A 15,433-nucleotide genomic window follows, 5' to 3' on the forward strand; every position below is an offset into this window, starting at 1 on the left:
TACAAACCCGGTATCGGCTCCTCCTCCGCCTTGCCAGGCGACGAGCTGGACCGCGGATGCATCCGGCCGGACTTCGACACAGGGCCTAACGCCGCTGCCGCGACTCGGTGTCGTCGAGTTCCAGATCCGGCACCAACTGTTCGGGGAAGACGAATTTCCGCATGGCCCACCAGCGGAAGATCATGGCGAGCAGCGTGCCGATGATGGTGGCGCTGATGAAGTCGGCGATATTCTCCACCAGCAGCGAGACATGCGGTGTCCGCAGCATGAACACATAGCTGGACACCGCGAGCGGCAGCTGATTGATCACCATGCCGATCCCGGCGACCAGGAAGAACAGTGCCGCCTCATGCCTGCGCTCGCGCCCGCCGCGCGCGGTGAACGCCCACTCCCGGTTCAGCACATAGGACAGCACCGTGGCGACGAGCACCGCAACTATATTCGCCGTCACCGGCTTACCTTGCAGCACAGTCAATTTCAGCCCGAAGAAGAGCACCGAGGTGGTGACGAACGCGATCGCCCCGACGACGAGGAACTTCAGCAGTTCCGCATGCCGGATGAACACCGAAAGCAGCGGCTTGGGCACCCACCCGGTCACCAACTGAGCAAAGGACACTCCGCCAGCGTATCCGCGTATTCACGCCGCCGCAGGCCCGAGCAGATCCCAGCGGTTACCGGCGATATCGAGGAATACCGCGAGCCTGCCGTATGGTTCGTCGCGCGGGCCGTCGACGAATCGCACACCGCGGGCGGCCATCCGCTCGTATGCGCCCGGAAAATCGTCCACTCGCAAGAAGAAACCGACCCGTCCCGCGACCTGGCGCCCGATCGCCGCGGTCTGCGCCGCGCCGTCGGCGCGGGCGAGCAGGATTCCGGTGGTCGCACCCGGCGGCCGCACCACGACCCAGCGTTTCGGTCGGCCACCATGGGTGGTGAAAGCCGGTGTGTCCTCGACCAATTCGAATCCGAGTAGCTCGACGAAGAATTCGATCGCGGGGTCGTACTCGGCCACGACGATGCTGACCAGCTCCAGATGCATGCTCGGAAAATACCGAGCGGCGCGGCCCGGCGAAAACCGCCGGGCCGCATCGTGATTCAGTGTGGCATGCCGGGATGGCCCGGATGCCGCAGCGGATGCTGTGCCTGCCCGCTGATGTAGCCGAAGTCGTCGGCGACCATGGCCGCCAGCTCCAGCAGCGCGCGCCGGGTCGGCTTGCTGACCAGCTCGAGGTCGATTTCCGCACCCTCGGCGAGGTGGTCGTCGAACGGGACGACCTGGACGGCGCGCGTCCGGTCCAGGAACAGCTTGCGCAGCTGGTCCAGGTCGACGGTGGAGGCGCCGCGCCGAGATGCGTTGACCACCACAACGGTTCGCTCGACGAGCTTGCCGTAGCCGTGGTGATCCAGCCAGTCCAGCGTGGCCGACGCGCTGCGCGCACCGTCGATGGCCGGCGAGGTGACCAGCACCAGCGAGCTGGCCATATCGAGTACGCCCGCCATCGCCGAATGCATCAGGCCGGTGCCGCAGTCGGTGAGGATGATGTTGTAGAAGGCCTGCAGGATGCCGATCGCCTTGCGGTAGTCGGCTTCGCTGAACGCCTCGGAAACCGCCGGATCCTGTTCGGAGGCAAGCACTTCCAGCCGGCTCGGGGCCTGCGAGGTGTGTGCCCGCACATCCGAGTACCTGGTGATGTGCGGATCCTCCAGCAGATTGCGCACGGTGGAGCGGGTCTGCCTCGGCACCCGGTGGGCCAGCGTGCCGAGGTCCGGATTGGCGTCGATGGCGATGACGCGGTCACCGCGCAGCGAGGCGAAGGTGGATCCGAGCCCGATCGTGGTGGTGGTCTTGCCGACGCCGCCCTTGAGCGACAGGATCGCGATCCGGTAATCGCCGCGGACCGGTGCGTTCACCCGGTCGACCAGGTCGCGGTAGACGATGTCGGCCGCGGACTCGCCCGGGTTGATGACGCCGCCGGAGGCCTTGTGCAGGGCGCGCCGCCAGCCACTGCGCGGCGCGCGCCGGGCCCGCTTGAGCAGGTTCAGATCGTTGACCGAATGTCCTGGCTGGCCGGGAGCGGGCACATGCTGCGGCTGGAACGGCGTCTGCGGCTGATGCGGATTCGGGCCCAGCGGACCGTGACTCGGCCCCTGCTGCCACGGCTGCGACTGATCCATCGGTGGATGCGCGGGGCCCATCGGCGGCGGGCCGGGCTGGTACATCGGCGGCGCGGGCGGCTGCATCGGCGGTGGCGGCGGCGCCCAGCTGTAGATGGGGCCGGCCGGATGGTCGGGCGACTCCTGCTGTGGCGCATCCGGGAACACCCGCCGGACCAGCCCGTCCGGGCCGATCTCCTGCCGGTATTCACCCGCGCCGAACTGCGGATCGACCGTCGGGTGGTTGCCGCTGGTCTGCGGGTTCGGCCCGCTCTGCGCCGGGTACGGGCTCGCGCCGTACTGTCCGGTCTGGTAAGGGGCGTATGGCTCGGGCGCACCGCCCGGGAAGCCCGCCTGCTGGTACACCGTTGTCTGGTCGGGTTGACTCGCGAAACCCGGGAACTGTCCGGATTCCGGCGCGCTCGATTCCGAATTCGGCGCGGCCTGTTCGGCCGCCTCCGGCTCGCGCGGGTCCGCACCATCGGGCTCGGCGGGCTGGTCCGTCATCTCGTCTTGCGCCGCGTGCTGCCCGGTGGATTCGGTGGTGACTGCGGCCGTATCCACCGAATGACTCTGCAGCCACGGCGGAGAGGTCGGATTATGGTCGTTAGTTGTCACGTTTCCCCCATCTGCTCGGGATTCGAGCAGGAGAGCTCGGCGCTGGTGCGAGTTAAACGCTAGCACGGTGAGTGTGCGCCATGTCCTGCCGGAGCCAGCCTGGGCTGGGCGGTTATCCGGCGATGATGCCGAATTCGCAACCGGCGAAAACGGCGCGGGGCGTACCGGATCGGCACGCCCCGCGCCGGGCGAAATCAGTTGGTCGCGCGGTTCACCGCGGAGACGACGGCGCGCAGCGACGCGGTGGTGATCGAGGTGGCGATGCCGACGCCCCACACCACCTTGTCGCCGATCGCGCATTCGACGTACGCGGCGGCCTGCGCGTCGTCACCGGCGGACATCGCGTGCTCGGAATAGTCGAGCACCCGCACGTCGAAGCCGACCGTCGCGATCGCGTCGACGAACGCCGCGAGCGGGCCGTTACCCGTTCCGGTGATCTCCTGTTCGACGCCGTCCACCTTCACCACCGCGACGATGGTGTCGGTGCCGCCGTCGGTCTCCGACGCGGTGACCTTCTGCCGGATCCGCTCCAGCGGCCGGATCGGGGCCAGGTACTCCTGGTGGAAGACGTCCCACATCTCCTTCGGCGTGACCTCGCCGCCCTCGCCGTCGGTGATCTGCTGAATCGCCTGGGAGAACTCGATCTGCAGCCGCCGCGGCAGCGCCAGACCGTGATCGGTCTTCATGATGTAGGCGACGCCGCCCTTGCCCGACTGCGAATTCACCCGGATGACCGCCTCGTAGGTGCGGCCGACATCCTTCGGGTCGATCGGCAGGTACGGCACCTCCCACACGATGTCGTCGACATCCGAATCCGCCGCGTCCGCCGCGGCTTTCATCGCGTCGAGGCCCTTGTTGATCGCGTCCTGGTGGCTGCCGGAGAACGCGGTGTACACCAGGTCGCCGCCGTACGGGTGTCGCTCGTGCACCGGCAGCTGGTTGCAGTATTCGACGGTGCGGCGGATCTCGTCGATATCGGAGAAGTTGATCTGCGGATCGACGCCCCTGGAGAACAGGTTCATGCCCAGCGTCACCAGGCAGACGTTTCCGGTGCGTTCGCCGTTGCCGAACAGGCAGCCCTCGATCCGGTCCGCGCCGGCCTGGTAGCCCAGTTCGGCGGCGGCGACGGCGGTGCCGCGGTCGTTGTGCGGGTGCAGCGACAGCACGATCGATTCGCGGCGGGCCAGATTGCGGCTCATCCATTCGATCGAATCGGCGTACACGTTGGGGGTGGCCATCTCGACGGTCGCGGGCAGATTGATGATCAGCGGCTTGTCCGGGGTCGGCGCGATGATCTCGGAGACCGCGTCGCAGACCTCTCTGGCGTATTCCAGTTCGGTGCCGGTGTACGACTCGGGGCTGTATTCGTAGCGCCAGTTGGTGTCCGGATAGTTCTTCTCGAGCTGCAGGCACAGCTTCGCCGCGTCGGTGGCGATCTTCTTGACGGCCGCGCGGTCCGCGCGGAACACCACTCGCCGCTGCAGGATCGAGGTGGAGTTGTAGAAGTGCACGATCACATTGGCCGCGCCGACGCACGCCTCGAAGGTGCGCTCGATCAGTTCCGGACGGCACTGGGTCAGCACCTGGATGGTGACGTCGTGCGGAATGGCGTTGTCCTCGATGATCTCGCGGACGAAGTCGAAGTCGGTCTGGCTGGCCGAGGGGAAGCCGACCTCGATCTCCTTGTAGCCCATGCGAACCAGCAGATCGAACATGCGGCGCTTGCGGGCCGGGCTCATCGGATCGATCAGCGCCTGGTTGCCGTCGCGCAGGTCTACGGCGCACCAGCCGGGCGCCCGATCGATGATCTTGCCCGGCCAGGTGCGGTCGGGCAGCGTGATCGGCTCGACCTCCTCGGCGAACGGCCGATAGCGGAAGGTCGGCATCGCGGAGTTCAGCTGCTTGTTCCAGGCGGCCTGATCCGCGGGGGCGGGCTTGGCCGGGGGAGTGATGGTGCGCGAGGCGGATACGAAGGCGTCAGCGGGGGACATGCGATTTCTCCGGAGGGTGTGGTGTTTCCCAGTTCTTGGGTCGACCGGCGCAGATGAACCCCGCGACGGGAGCCGGTCCGATCAGACCCCGTCGCGGCGGCCGAGAAGAAGTGCCCGCTGCATGATGTCGGCGAGTTTACCGCGCCCTCGGCGAGGGCCGAAAGTGCGGTCCCGGTCCGCGCTGCCAACCCGCCAGCAAACGTCCCATGAGCGCTCGCTACGGTCGGCCCCGTAGCAAACGCTTGTACGGTCCGCCGCTGCGGCCGCGGCCCGACGGGACGTGAAGGAAAGTGAATATGACACTGCTGGAACAGCTGTCGATCCTCGGCGCGGGCATCGCCGCGGGCGGCATCAACACAATCGTCGGGTCGGGCACCCTGATCACCTTCCCGGTACTGCTTGCCTTCGGCTATCCGCCGGTCACCGCGAATGTCTCCAACACCATCGGCCTGGTGCCGGGCGCGATCAGCGGCGTATACGGCTACCGGCGCGAGCTGGCCGGGCAGCGGGCGCGACTGTTCCAGTTGGGCGCCGCCTCATTGCTGGGCGGCATAGTCGGCGCGGTGCTACTGCTGGTGCTACCCGCGGCGGCGTTCAAGGCGATCGTTCCGGTGCTGATCGTGCTCGCGCTGATACTGGTGATGGTGCAGCCGCGGCTGGCCCGATGGGTCAAGCAGCGGCGCGACGGCGGCGACGGCCCGGTACCGGAACACGGCGGCCCGATCCTGTTCGCCGCGGTATTCGCGACCGGTATCTACGGTGGGTATTTCGGTGCGGCACAAGGGGTTTTGCTGATCGGCCTGCTCGGCGTCTTCGTGCACGACGAACTGCAGCGGCTAAACGGCGTGAAAAATGTGCTCGCGCTGATCGTGAACGCGGTCTCGGCGCTGATCTTCGTATTCGTCGCCGATGTGGCGTGGCAGGTTGTCGCGCTGATCGCGGTCGGCTCGATCATCGGCGGGCAGCTCGGCGCGAAACTGGGCAGGCGGCTCTCGCCGACCGTATTGCGCGGCGTCATCGTGGTTGTCGGCACCATCGCGGTGATCCGGTTGCTATTGACTTAGCATCGCGCGGCGATTCGGGTTTCTCCCCTAGCGGTTTCGTCGGAAAACCCGGGTTCGTCTCCTTCGTATGGGGGACGACGGCCGCGCGAAAGTGCCGGACGATCTCCGGTATGCGTACCTCGAAGGTGGTTGTTCTCGCGGGCATCGCCGGGCTCGTCTCGGCGCTGCTCGCGTGTTCCGCGCCCGCGTCGCGGGATGCGGCCGCGGAACTCGTCGCACAGGCCGATGCGGTGCCGACGCCGAAGCTGGACTGGGCGCCATGCCAGGAGCCCGGGCTGTCGGGACGGCAATGCGCGACGGTCAAGGTGCCGATCGATTACGCGAAACCGCAAGGGGAGACCCTGAATTTGGCGGTGCTCAAACAACCGGCGAAGGATCCGGCGCGGCGGATCGGGACGCTGTTCACTGCGGTCGGCGGTCCGGGCGGTTCGGGCCTGGACTGGGCCAGGCACGGAGAGCTGTTCCCGGACAGCGAGATCGCCCGCCGCTTCGATGTGGTGACCTTCGATCAGCGCGGTATCGGCCGCAGTGGGCAGATCCGTTGTTTTCCGGATGCCCAAGCGCAAGAACAGTTTTGGCGCGGCCGGATGATGCCGCCGGTGAATCCCGAGCAGGAGCAGTCCGCGGAGGCGGCGAGCAGGCAGTTGGCCGCGAGCTGTGCGGCCAACGCCGGTCCGCTGCTGGGTCATCTCACCTCGGTCCACGCCGCTCGCGATCTCGACCTGCTGCGCCGCGCGGTCGGCGACGCCAAGCTGACATACGAAGGCGGTTCGTACGCAAGCTATTTGGGCGAGGTATATGGGGCACTGTTCGGCGATCGGGTGCGCGCGCTGCAGCTGAGCGCGATGATCGACCCGATTTCGTACACCACCGATACGGTGAGCCATATTCATGATTCATCGGTCGGCACCGAGCAGGTGCTGACGGAATTCCTGCGCAACTGTGTCCGGGTCGGTAGCCCCAAATGCGCCTTCGCGGGCGGCCCCGCCGGTGGTGCGCCGGGTTCGGCCGATCCCGTTGCCGCGCTGCGCGCCCGGAATTCCGCTGTGCTGCAACGTCTCGAGGATGGACCGATCGTGGTCGGTCGGGGGGAGCGGGCCGAGAAATTCACCTATGCCGAGGTGATTCCGCTGCACGCGTCCCTGCTCTATGACGCGGAACAGGGCTGGCCCGGCCTGTCCGACCTGATGACGAACCTGGAACGCGGCCAGGACGGTGATCCGGCGGTGGTGCGGGAAGTATTGGGCGCCATCAACTTCCGGTCCGACTTCCTGGATTCCTTCACGGCCATCACCTGCGCCGACACCTCGCTGCCGCGCAATCCGGGGAACTGGCCCGCGATGGCTCGCCAATTGGCAACGGACGCACCGACCTATGGTCCGCACTGGATCTATCTTGACCAGCCGTGCGCCGCGTGGCCATCGCCCCCGGCGGGTTATCCCCAGCGGTACACCGGACCGTGGACCTTGCGCTCCGAGACACCGGCACTGTTGATCAACAATCGCTTCGATCCGGTCACCGGTTTGCCGTTCGCCGAACGGGCCGTCCAGCAGCTCGGCAACGCCCGCCTCGTCGTCAACGACGCCTACGGTCACGAACCGCCCGGCACCTGCGTGAAACAGGTTCGCGAACGCTATTTGGTGGATCTCCAATTGCCCGCGCCCGGCTTCGGCTGCGCCGCCGATCACGCCCCGTTCGCCGACTGATCCCTCATGAACTGTCACGAACGTCACTTTTGGAATGGCAACACCTGGTCAAGGGTATTGAAATCCCGGTAGTCTGCGCTCGGCCATGCGTGATGAGGGAGGTGGCCTGGTGCGCAGACGCGCCTTTCTGAAGGCGGCCGGAGTCGCCGCGTTGCTCGGCGCGACGGGCGGCGCCGTTGGCAGTGCCCTGCGCGCGCCACGCGCCGCGGCCGGTGATCCCATCTGGGATCTGCTCTTCCGCATTTGGGTGCCGGAAATCTTTGCGCCCCTTCCCGATCCGCCGGATCACACGCCCGCCATCGTCATCGGCTCCGGCTTCGGCGCCGCGGTCACCGCGCTGCGCCTTGCCGAGGCGGGTATGGAAAACACCGTGCTGGAACGCGGTTCGCGCTGGCCGAACGATCCGTGGCGGGAGATCTTCACCGGTGACGATCTGCCGGACGGCCGCGGCTTCTGGCATCGCACCACGTTCACCGGCGTCTCCAAGGTGCCGGTGAGCTTCTCCGACTTCGGCGGTGTGCTCGACTGCACCCAATACCCCGGCATCGATGTGTGGCGCGCGGCCGCGGTCGGCGGCGGCTCGATAATCTTCACCGGCGCCATGGTCGCGCCGCAGCGCAGGCTCTTCGACAGCGTCTTCGGCGGCACCGTCGATTACGGTGAGTTGGAGGCGGTTTACTACCCGCGGGTGCGGGAAATGTTGCGGCTCAGCACGATGCCGCCGGATATCTACAACTCGGTGCCGTTCTCGCATTCCAGGGCCTGGGATGAGCAGGTGCGCAAGGCGGGCTACGACCCGCAGCCCAACGACTCGATCTTCAACTGGGATATCGTGCGCGCCGAATTGTCCGGCGCCAGCAGACCATCGGCGACGGCGGCCCGCAGCAACCTCGGCAACTCCAATGGCGCCAAATTCGATCTCAACCAGAACTACCTGAAATACGCTGAGGGAACCGGTAATTCACGGATCTACCCCGGCCACCGGGTGGACGCGATCGCGCAGGAGCCGGACGGCCGCTACTCGGTCACCGTGACCAAACTCGACCCGACCGGCATGGTGCTCGGCAACCGCACCCTCACCTGCGATCGCCTGTTCCTCGGCGCCGGTTCGGTCGGCACCTCGGAGCTGTTGGTGCGCGCGCAGGCCACCGGTGCGCTGCCCAATCTCAACGAGCACGTCGGCGACGGTTGGGGCACCAACGGTGACGTGGTGCTCGGCCGCGGCGCGAGCCAGCTGGCCCGGTCCGGGCAGGGGGTGCCGAGCGCGAGCCGGATCTACGACGAATCCGGCGCCCCGCTCACCCTGGAAAGCTGGTACATCCCCGGTATTCCGTTCGAAACCGGCGCGCTCGGTTCGCTCGGCATGGTGCTGGACCCGGCTCGCGCCCGCTTCGGCTACAACCCGGCCAACAACGGCGTCGGCCTGTCCTGGTCCACCGCCAACCGCGACGGCGTTGTCGCCGCGGCGCGCGCGGTCGATCGGCGGATCGCCGAGCGGGCCGGTGCGCTCGCGGACTACGGGTTGCTCGGCTATGACGCGAACGCCGTATTCACCGCGCATCCGCTCGGCGGTGCGGTGCTCGGCCGCGCGACCGACAACTACGGCCGCGTGCACGGCCACCCCGGCCTCTATGTGATGGACGGCGCGGGTATCCCCGGCAGCACCGCCACCGCCAACCCATCGCTCACCATCGCCGCCATCGCGGAGCGCAATATCGAGGCGATCATCCGCGCGGGCCACTGAGCCGCCCGACACGAAAGTTCGTTGGTATCAGCCGTTTTCGGCGTTCGGGAACGGTCGGTCCCAGTCGATCTCGTACCGGTGCACGGGCCCGAACATCTGCTCGGGCGTCGGCATCGCCGGCCGTCCGCCGCCGGCCTTCGCCTGATTCGTCCGCGCGGCGGCGCCGCCGATCATCTCCACCCGGGGGCGGCGCAGGGCCTCGTACGCGGCGAATGCCTCCGCGTAGCCCGGCACATCGCGCAGGGCGCGCGCCAATTCGATCGCGCTCTCGATGGCCAGGGACGCCCCTTGGCCGGAGCTGGACGACGGCGCGTGCGCGGCGTCGCCGACCAAGACCATCCGGCCCCGATGCCAGCGCGGCACGCTCGGCATGCGTTCCATCGGCCCGGTGATCATGAGCGTGGCCGGGTCGGTTTTGGACACCAGCGCCTCGCCGGGCACATGACCCGCGTACAGCTCGCGAATCCGGGCCAGCCATTCGGCGGCGGGTGTCGCGGCTACCTCGGCGGTGCTCAACGGCTCCTGGCTGGGCAGGCTGACGAACCAGGCGATCCGGCCGTCCGGCGCGGGCCAGTAGCCGATGAACGTCCGTCCGAAGGCGAAGTACATGAATCCCGGTTTCGCCGCGGCGGCGCCCGCGTCGGCGTAGCCGCCGAAGCCGAGCACGCCCTGATATTCGGGTCCCGGTGCGTCCGGGTCGATGAGGCCGCGCACGGTGGAGCGGATGCCATCCGCGCCGATGAGGATATCGCCGGTGGCGATGCTGCCGTCGGCGAAGGTCGCGGTGATGCCGTCGCCGGTTTCGACGGCAGAGACCAGACGCTTGTCGTACTCGAATCGAATGCCCTCGGCCGCGGCGTGCTCGGTCAGCGCGTGGAACAGATCGGCACGGTTCATCGCATGCGTGGCGGGCAGACCCGGAAATCCGGTGAATTCGCCGAGCTCGTTGCCGGATCCGTCGGCCATAACCGTGCCGGGCACGGGCTGGCCGACGGCCTCGATCGCCTTGTCGGCGCCGACGATGCGCAGCGCGTTCATGCCGTTGGGCTGCAGGCTCAGCGTCGCGCCGATGCCGTCGGCGGCGCTGAGGTGGCTCTCGAACACGGTCGCGGCTATGCCGGCCTTGCGTAGCGCAAGCGCCGTGACCGGTCCGGCGATACCGCCGCCGATCACCAATGCCGTCTCGATGGTCTTCATGTCTTCCTCCGTAAGAGCTGGTGATTAATAGTTACCTCATTACTAGTTACAACGCAACTAGTAATGAGGAACCTAAAGCTCTGCTTCGGATCCGGCGGGCCGGTCCGGAACGCGGAAGCGCCGATTACCCTCGGCCGGGACCATTCGGTGTTGAAGGGATCCAACGTGGTGGAACACGACCCCTATAGGGGCACGATGCTCAGGCCGGAAGACCCCGTGCCACCCGAGGGGGATTACCCGCGCAAACCGCCCGCTCTGTGGACGGATTTCCTGATGCTCGCGCTGGCCGTGATCTCGGTCGGGCTGCTGATCTGGGTGACGTTCTTCCAGGTCTCGGCGCAGACGCACCGGACCATCGTGTTCGTCGACTACGCGACCTGCGCGGTCTTCTTCGCCGAATTCGTCTGGCGCTGGCGGCGCGACGGCTGGCCGTGGACCTTCCCGCTGGTCTACTGGTACGAGGTGCTGGGCATGATCCCGATGACCAGCCCGTTCCTGCGCGGGTTCCGGCTGCTGCGGATCGTGGTCATCGTGGTCCGGCTGGCCAGGGCGGCCGACCGCGCCTTCGGCGACCGGATCACCGCCGCCGTGGTGAACCGCTTCCTGAACACCATCGTCGAGGCGATCAAGCGGCCGGTGGCGACCGCGGTGCTCGACGAGGTGGCCGAGGTGCTGCGCTGCGGCAACTACACCCGCAATATCGCCTCCGCGCTACAGGAGAACCGCGCGGAGATGGACGAGATGATCCTCGAGCTCATCAAGAAGGATCCGCAGGCGGGCAAGATCCGCTATATCCCGTTCCACGACGACATCATCCGGTTGATCGCCGATACCGTCTTCCGCCTCGTCTTCGAGGTGCTCGACGATCCGCGCACCGATGAATTCGTCGCGGATGCGTTGCGGGAGAACGTGGATCAGATCCGGGCCGCGGTGGCGGCCGGGGTGCGGGTGCCGCCGTCGGCGTACGGTCCGACCCCGGTCGATCGGACCGCGCGCGCCATTCTCGCCCAACAGCGGCCGCACCCCAGCTGACGAAGTTGAATTTGCGGCGTTCGGGGCGCTGCGTGGTTATGCTTCGCTGCTGCCTCCGCGCCTGACCGCACGCCGCGGTTCAGTGTGCGCCGTGCCGGATTTCGTCGCGGTGGTCGGGGTATCGGAGGGTTTCCCAGGTGACCATCGCGCCGAGCACGGCGCACAGGATGGACAGCGATGCGAGCGCGGGCAGCGCCGCCGCCAGCGGGATCAGCGCCAGCAGCACGATCGCCGCGACGACCCGGGAGCTGGAGACCTTGCCGGTGCCGTAATGCTTGAACCCCACCAGCGCGACCAGATACAGCACGACGCCGCCGTACAGCGCGTACAGCGGAACGCCGTACATCGCGTCCCGCAGCGTGTGGTGCGATTCGTCGCCGACGTAGTACAGCACCTTCTTCAAACCCAGTGAGAGCGCGATGATTCCGACGATCATCGGGAAATGCCAGAAGGTGTAGCAGTTCCTGGCGATCTTGATCCGGCGTTCGCCGCGCGCCTGCTTCAGCGCGTGTTCCACCGCCAGCGCGGCCATATCGAAATACGCCCACCAGAGCAGGCCCGAAATCGCAAGGCCCAGTAGCGATCCCAGCGCGATCGGCCAGGAGATCGGCAGCCCGGCGACGCCGACGCCGATGGCGACGATCGATTCGCCGAGCGCGACGATGACGATGAGCCCGTGCCGTTCGGCGAAATGGCTCGCCGAATACAGCCGCCAGCCGTCGCCGGACAGCATCGTCCACAGCATGTCACCGGCGATGGCGGCGATCCACAGGCCGATCTGCACGCCGCCGGAGGTCATTGCCGCGATCACCAGCAGCGTCGTGCCGATGGTTGTGGATCCGATGGCCCAGCGGGTCACCTGCGCGCGCAGCTGCGGGTCCTCCGCGCTGATCAGCCAGAACATCACCAGATGCACAAGGCGCACAACCGTATACGCGATGGCGAAGACCAGCGGCCCGTACCAGCCGCCGGGCAGATCGTGGAACGCCTCCGGCACCGTGAGCGCCGCGAGAAAAGCGCCGCCCATCGCGATGAAGATGGCCACCCGGGAGAAGCCCTCGTCGGCGCGCACCACATTGCCCAGCCACGCGTAGCTGACCCAGAGCCACCACATGATGGAGAGCACCAGGAAGGCGCGCAGCACGTTGACGGCGCTGGTCTCCTCGGCGGCCAGATCGGTCACCATGGTGAAGGCGAAGACCAGCACCAGATCGAAGAAGAGCTCTAGCTGGGTGACCGAGGCGCCCTCGGTCACCGGCACCGTTCGAACGCGTGTGGCTTTGCTCATGCCGCTCATCGTCGCATCCGCACACTATCGCGGCGCGCCGAATCATCCGCGCGTCGGCAAATTTCGCTCACCGCACGACCGCACTCGAATAGACCTGCGGTTATACGGATTCCGTCCGATAATTCTCGGCCTCTGGATAACGATCGGCGAACTCGATGAAATTCTGCACCGCGAGCTCACCGGATTTCCGCATGTTGCGTTTCAACAGGATTCCCGGCACCGGCATCGGCAGATATACCTCGGTGTGATACCAGAGCCGGGTGCCGTCGGCGTCGGCGGAAACCTCGAACCAGCCGCCCCCTTTGACCCCTCTGGTGCTGTCGGTGATCTGCCAGGACATTCGATCGTCGGTCCAATCGTATTCCAGCACTTGCAGATCCGAGCTGCCCATCACATCCGCCTTGACGAATACCCGGCGCGGTCTGCCCTGTTCGTCCCTGGTCGCGACGCGTGCGTCGCGATGGGTCGGCGACCATTCCGGTAGTAATTCCACCGCCGACAGCGCATCCAGCACCTGCGCGGGGTCGGTGTCGACGACGAAGCGAATATCGGTTTTCGTGCGCATCACTTACCTCCGCCCCCCGATGGGTCAACTCGGCCGATTCTTCCCATGCGCCGTTCGATCCGTCAACAGTCTCGGAGCACACCAGACGCCAATTTCTTGGGCGTACCGGCGGGTAATGCATGTCTTCGCCAACGGCGGCAACGAGTTTCGCCGGATGGGCGATCACGATGTTTACCGAGGTGATCGCGTCTGCGCCTATGATCGAATGGCCCGGCGCGCGGACCGGCGGCCGGGGCGCGGGAGGTGACGGTGAAAAACTCGGAAATTCGCGAGCGGGCTCGCGATGCCATCGCGATGGGTCGGGTATTCGGCGAGCCATACGAATCCGCTGGCGCGGTGGTAATTCCGGCCGCCATCGTCGGTGGCGGCGGCGGTGGCGCGGGCATCCCGGACGAGGGCGGCGAAGGATTGGCCTTGGCGTTCGGCGGTCGCCCGGTCGGCGCCTTCGTGCTGCGCGATGGCGTGGTCACCTGGCAGCCCGCCGTCGATGTGAACACGATCGTCCAAACCGTCGGCTGGGTGCTGAGCGCCGGGATCGTCGCGTTCGGCCTGCTTCGTCTGCCCCGCCGTCTGCGGGGGTAAGGGTTCAGTCCGCGATCGCGGGTTCCACGATGGCGTCCGGGCCCGGGTACATCAGCGATTCGTGGCCGTCATCGAAGCGGACGACGTAGGGCGGACTGCCCTGCGGTCCCCGGACCTCGATGATCTCGCCCTGTCGATCGCTTTGTCCCACAACATGTCCGTGCACGTGCAATCGGTCTCCGACATTTGCCTGCATCCGATCATTATCGAATGGGCGTGACGCGCGTCACAAGGACCGACCGGTCGGCTAGTGCGGATTGGCGACCGGTCGGTCAGGCGCCGATCAACCGGTCGACGGCCGTGGCGATCAGGTCCTGGCTCTGTTCCTCGCCGAATACTTCCGGCAGCGTGAGCCGGTCGACGATGAGCCAGTTCAGCGCGAGATACAGCAGCAGCACCGACTTTTCGTCACCGGGCAGTCCGGCGTCGATATGGTTGCGCACGTTGAATTCGATATCCGCGCGCACCCGTTCGGTGAGCACCGCGCGCAGCTCCGGCCGCCTTGTCGCCTCCAGTCGCAGTTCGAGCAGGGCGAGATAGCCGTTCCGGAACGCCTCCAGCCTGCCGACCGCATCGCGCATCAGCTCGGTGATATTGGCCTTGGTCTTGGGGCCGGTCACCAGCTTGGCCATGGTCTCCTCGCTCGGCTGCAACCGCTCATAGAACCGTCCGCCCGCCTGGGTCAGCAGATCGTCGCGGTTGGCGAAGTAGTTGGACGCGGTGCCCGCGGGCACCTTCGCCTCCTTGTCGACCGCGCGAAAGGTCAAGCCGCGCGCGCCATCTCGGGCCAGCACCTCCAGGGCGGCGTCCAGCAGCGCATGCCGTCGCTCGGGATTGGTCCGCACTTGACACCACTCCAATCGTAGTACTACCTTCAGATCACTACATGCAGAGTACAACAGATAGGGCGGTGTGGGCATGCGAAAGCTTGTGTACTACGTGGGGGTGTCGCTCGACGGTTACATCGCGGGCCCGAATGGCGAGTTCGACTTCTACCCCCTGTCCGAGGAAATGATCGCCTGGATCGGCGAGTACTACCCGGAGACGATGTTCGGTCCTGCTCGCGCACAGATCGGGTTGGCCGATGCGCCGAACAAGCGGTTCGACACGGTCGTAATGGGTCGTGGCACATACGAACCCGGCCTTGCCCTCGGTGTGGCCAGTCCATACGCACATCTGAAGCAGTACGTCATCTCCACCACGCTCGGCAAAATCGACGACCCCGCGGTGGAACTCGTCGACAGCGACCCGGTGGAACTGGTGCGTCGGCTCAAAAAGGAAGAAGGAAAAGACATTTGGTTGTGCGGCGGCGGCAATCTGGCCGGTCAGCTCATCGACGAGATCGATGAGCTGATCATCAAGAGCTACTCGGTGCTCGCCGGCGCCGGAATCCCGGCCCTCACCGGCAACTTCCGGCCAACCCGATTCCGGCCCACGCAACGCCGCGAATTCGACAGCGGCGCACAGGTCACCTGGTTCTCCCGGAGCTGAT

General features: G+C 66.7%; 15 protein-coding genes. 6 read left to right on the forward strand and 9 right to left on the reverse strand.

What is annotated here, in order from left to right; genetic code table 11:
• Window positions 1-85 precede the first annotated feature (85 nt).
• The 4 genes from LGY53_RS34030 to leuA form a co-directional block, all read right to left on the reverse strand.
• A complete protein-coding gene (locus LGY53_RS34030; protein WP_225730808.1) occupies window positions 86-616 on the reverse strand; it encodes a GtrA family protein in 531 nt (176 codons plus the stop codon).
• Window positions 617-637: 21 nt separating this feature from the next.
• Window positions 638-1,039 carry a VOC family protein gene (locus LGY53_RS34035; protein WP_225730809.1) on the reverse strand — a complete coding sequence of 134 codons (402 nt, stop codon included), beginning with the start codon at window positions 1,037-1,039 and terminating at the stop codon, window positions 638-640.
• Window positions 1,040-1,095: 56 nt separating this feature from the next.
• Window positions 1,096-2,661, reverse strand: coding sequence for an AAA family ATPase (locus LGY53_RS34040; protein ID WP_255665125.1), 1,566 nt, complete (start codon window positions 2,659-2,661; stop codon window positions 1,096-1,098).
• A gap of 305 nt (window positions 2,662-2,966) precedes the next feature.
• Window positions 2,967-4,763: a 2-isopropylmalate synthase gene (gene leuA, locus LGY53_RS34045; RefSeq protein ID WP_225730811.1), complete on the reverse strand. Its 1,797-nt coding sequence runs from the start codon at window positions 4,761-4,763 to the stop codon at window positions 2,967-2,969.
• Between the two features lie 296 nt (window positions 4,764-5,059).
• Between leuA and LGY53_RS34050 the strand changes: the two genes are divergently transcribed.
• The 3 genes from LGY53_RS34050 (at window position 5,060) to LGY53_RS34060 (ending at window position 9,277) form a co-directional block, all read left to right on the forward strand.
• Entirely contained in the window at window positions 5,060-5,827 is a 768-nt protein-coding gene (locus tag LGY53_RS34050) for a sulfite exporter TauE/SafE family protein (protein WP_167471535.1), read from the forward strand.
• Between the two features lie 110 nt (window positions 5,828-5,937).
• On the forward strand, window positions 5,938-7,533 hold the full coding sequence (locus tag LGY53_RS34055; protein ID WP_225730812.1) for an alpha/beta hydrolase: 1,596 nt from the start codon (window positions 5,938-5,940) through the stop codon (window positions 7,531-7,533).
• Window positions 7,534-7,618: 85 nt separating this feature from the next.
• The gene (locus LGY53_RS34060) at window positions 7,619-9,277 is read left to right on the forward strand and encodes a GMC oxidoreductase (RefSeq protein WP_225730813.1); all 1,659 of its coding nucleotides are present in this window, start codon (window positions 7,619-7,621) and stop codon (window positions 9,275-9,277) included.
• A 27-nt stretch (window positions 9,278-9,304) separates the two neighbouring features.
• On the opposite strand, the gene LGY53_RS34065 is transcribed toward LGY53_RS34060, so the two are convergent.
• Window positions 9,305-10,474: an FAD-dependent monooxygenase gene (locus LGY53_RS34065; protein WP_225730814.1), complete on the reverse strand. Its 1,170-nt coding sequence runs from the start codon at window positions 10,472-10,474 to the stop codon at window positions 9,305-9,307.
• 195 nt (window positions 10,475-10,669) lie between these two features.
• Between LGY53_RS34065 and LGY53_RS34070 the strand changes: the two genes are divergently transcribed.
• Complete coding sequence (locus LGY53_RS34070; RefSeq protein ID WP_225730815.1) at window positions 10,670-11,506, forward strand: ion transporter; 837 nt, start codon at window positions 10,670-10,672, stop codon at window positions 11,504-11,506.
• A gap of 79 nt (window positions 11,507-11,585) precedes the next feature.
• Here LGY53_RS34070 and LGY53_RS34075 read toward each other — a convergent pair whose 3' ends face one another.
• Window positions 11,586-12,794, reverse strand: coding sequence for a low temperature requirement protein A (locus LGY53_RS34075; RefSeq protein WP_225730816.1), 1,209 nt, complete (start codon window positions 12,792-12,794; stop codon window positions 11,586-11,588).
• Window positions 12,795-12,894: 100 nt separating this feature from the next.
• On the reverse strand, window positions 12,895-13,359 hold the full coding sequence (locus tag LGY53_RS34080) for an SRPBCC family protein (protein ID WP_225730817.1): 465 nt from the start codon (window positions 13,357-13,359) through the stop codon (window positions 12,895-12,897).
• A gap of 249 nt (window positions 13,360-13,608) precedes the next feature.
• Between LGY53_RS34080 and LGY53_RS34085 the strand changes: the two genes are divergently transcribed.
• Window positions 13,609-13,941, forward strand: a complete 333-nt coding sequence (locus LGY53_RS34085) for a sporulation protein (protein ID WP_225730818.1) — start codon at window positions 13,609-13,611, stop codon at window positions 13,939-13,941.
• A 4-nt stretch (window positions 13,942-13,945) separates the two neighbouring features.
• Here LGY53_RS34085 and LGY53_RS34090 read toward each other — a convergent pair whose 3' ends face one another.
• On the reverse strand, window positions 13,946-14,137 hold the full coding sequence (locus LGY53_RS34090; RefSeq protein WP_167471541.1) for a DUF1918 domain-containing protein: 192 nt from the start codon (window positions 14,135-14,137) through the stop codon (window positions 13,946-13,948).
• A gap of 76 nt (window positions 14,138-14,213) precedes the next feature.
• Window positions 14,214-14,786: a TetR/AcrR family transcriptional regulator gene (locus LGY53_RS34095; protein WP_225730819.1), complete on the reverse strand. Its 573-nt coding sequence runs from the start codon at window positions 14,784-14,786 to the stop codon at window positions 14,214-14,216.
• 73 nt (window positions 14,787-14,859) lie between these two features.
• Here LGY53_RS34095 and LGY53_RS34100 point away from each other — a divergent pair, with 73 nt between their 5' ends.
• Window positions 14,860-15,432, forward strand: a complete 573-nt coding sequence (locus LGY53_RS34100; RefSeq protein WP_225730820.1) for a dihydrofolate reductase family protein — start codon at window positions 14,860-14,862, stop codon at window positions 15,430-15,432.
• Window position 15,433: the final 1 nt, after the last annotated feature.

Source organism: Nocardia sp. JCM 34519.1 (assembly GCF_020361265.1).
GTDB classification, from domain to species: Bacteria; Actinomycetota; Actinomycetes; order Mycobacteriales; family Mycobacteriaceae; genus Nocardia; species Nocardia arthritidis_A.

Excerpts from the sequence above, each read along its gene's own strand:
- LGY53_RS34035 (WP_225730809.1), bottom strand. The coding sequence starts at position 1,039 with ATGCATCTGGAGCTGGTCAGCATCGTCGTGGCCGAGTACGACCCCGCG.
- LGY53_RS34040 (WP_255665125.1), bottom strand. The coding sequence starts at position 2,661 with ATGACGGACCAGCCCGCCGAGCCCGATGGTGCGGACCCGCGCGAGCCG.
- leuA (WP_225730811.1), bottom strand. The coding sequence starts at position 4,763 with ATGTCCCCCGCTGACGCCTTCGTATCCGCCTCGCGCACCATCACTCCC.
- LGY53_RS34050 (WP_167471535.1), top strand. The coding sequence starts at position 5,060 with ATGACACTGCTGGAACAGCTGTCGATCCTCGGCGCGGGCATCGCCGCG.
- LGY53_RS34055 (WP_225730812.1), top strand. The coding sequence starts at position 5,938 with ATGCGTACCTCGAAGGTGGTTGTTCTCGCGGGCATCGCCGGGCTCGTC.
- LGY53_RS34060 (WP_225730813.1), top strand. The coding sequence starts at position 7,619 with ATGCGTGATGAGGGAGGTGGCCTGGTGCGCAGACGCGCCTTTCTGAAG.
- LGY53_RS34065 (WP_225730814.1), bottom strand. The coding sequence starts at position 10,474 with ATGAAGACCATCGAGACGGCATTGGTGATCGGCGGCGGTATCGCCGGA.
- LGY53_RS34070 (WP_225730815.1), top strand. The coding sequence starts at position 10,670 with ATGCTCAGGCCGGAAGACCCCGTGCCACCCGAGGGGGATTACCCGCGC.
- LGY53_RS34075 (WP_225730816.1), bottom strand. The coding sequence starts at position 12,794 with ATGAGCAAAGCCACACGCGTTCGAACGGTGCCGGTGACCGAGGGCGCC.
- LGY53_RS34080 (WP_225730817.1), bottom strand. The coding sequence starts at position 13,359 with ATGCGCACGAAAACCGATATTCGCTTCGTCGTCGACACCGACCCCGCG.
- LGY53_RS34090 (WP_167471541.1), bottom strand. The coding sequence starts at position 14,137 with ATGCAGGCAAATGTCGGAGACCGATTGCACGTGCACGGACATGTTGTG.
- LGY53_RS34100 (WP_225730820.1), top strand. The coding sequence starts at position 14,860 with ATGCGAAAGCTTGTGTACTACGTGGGGGTGTCGCTCGACGGTTACATC.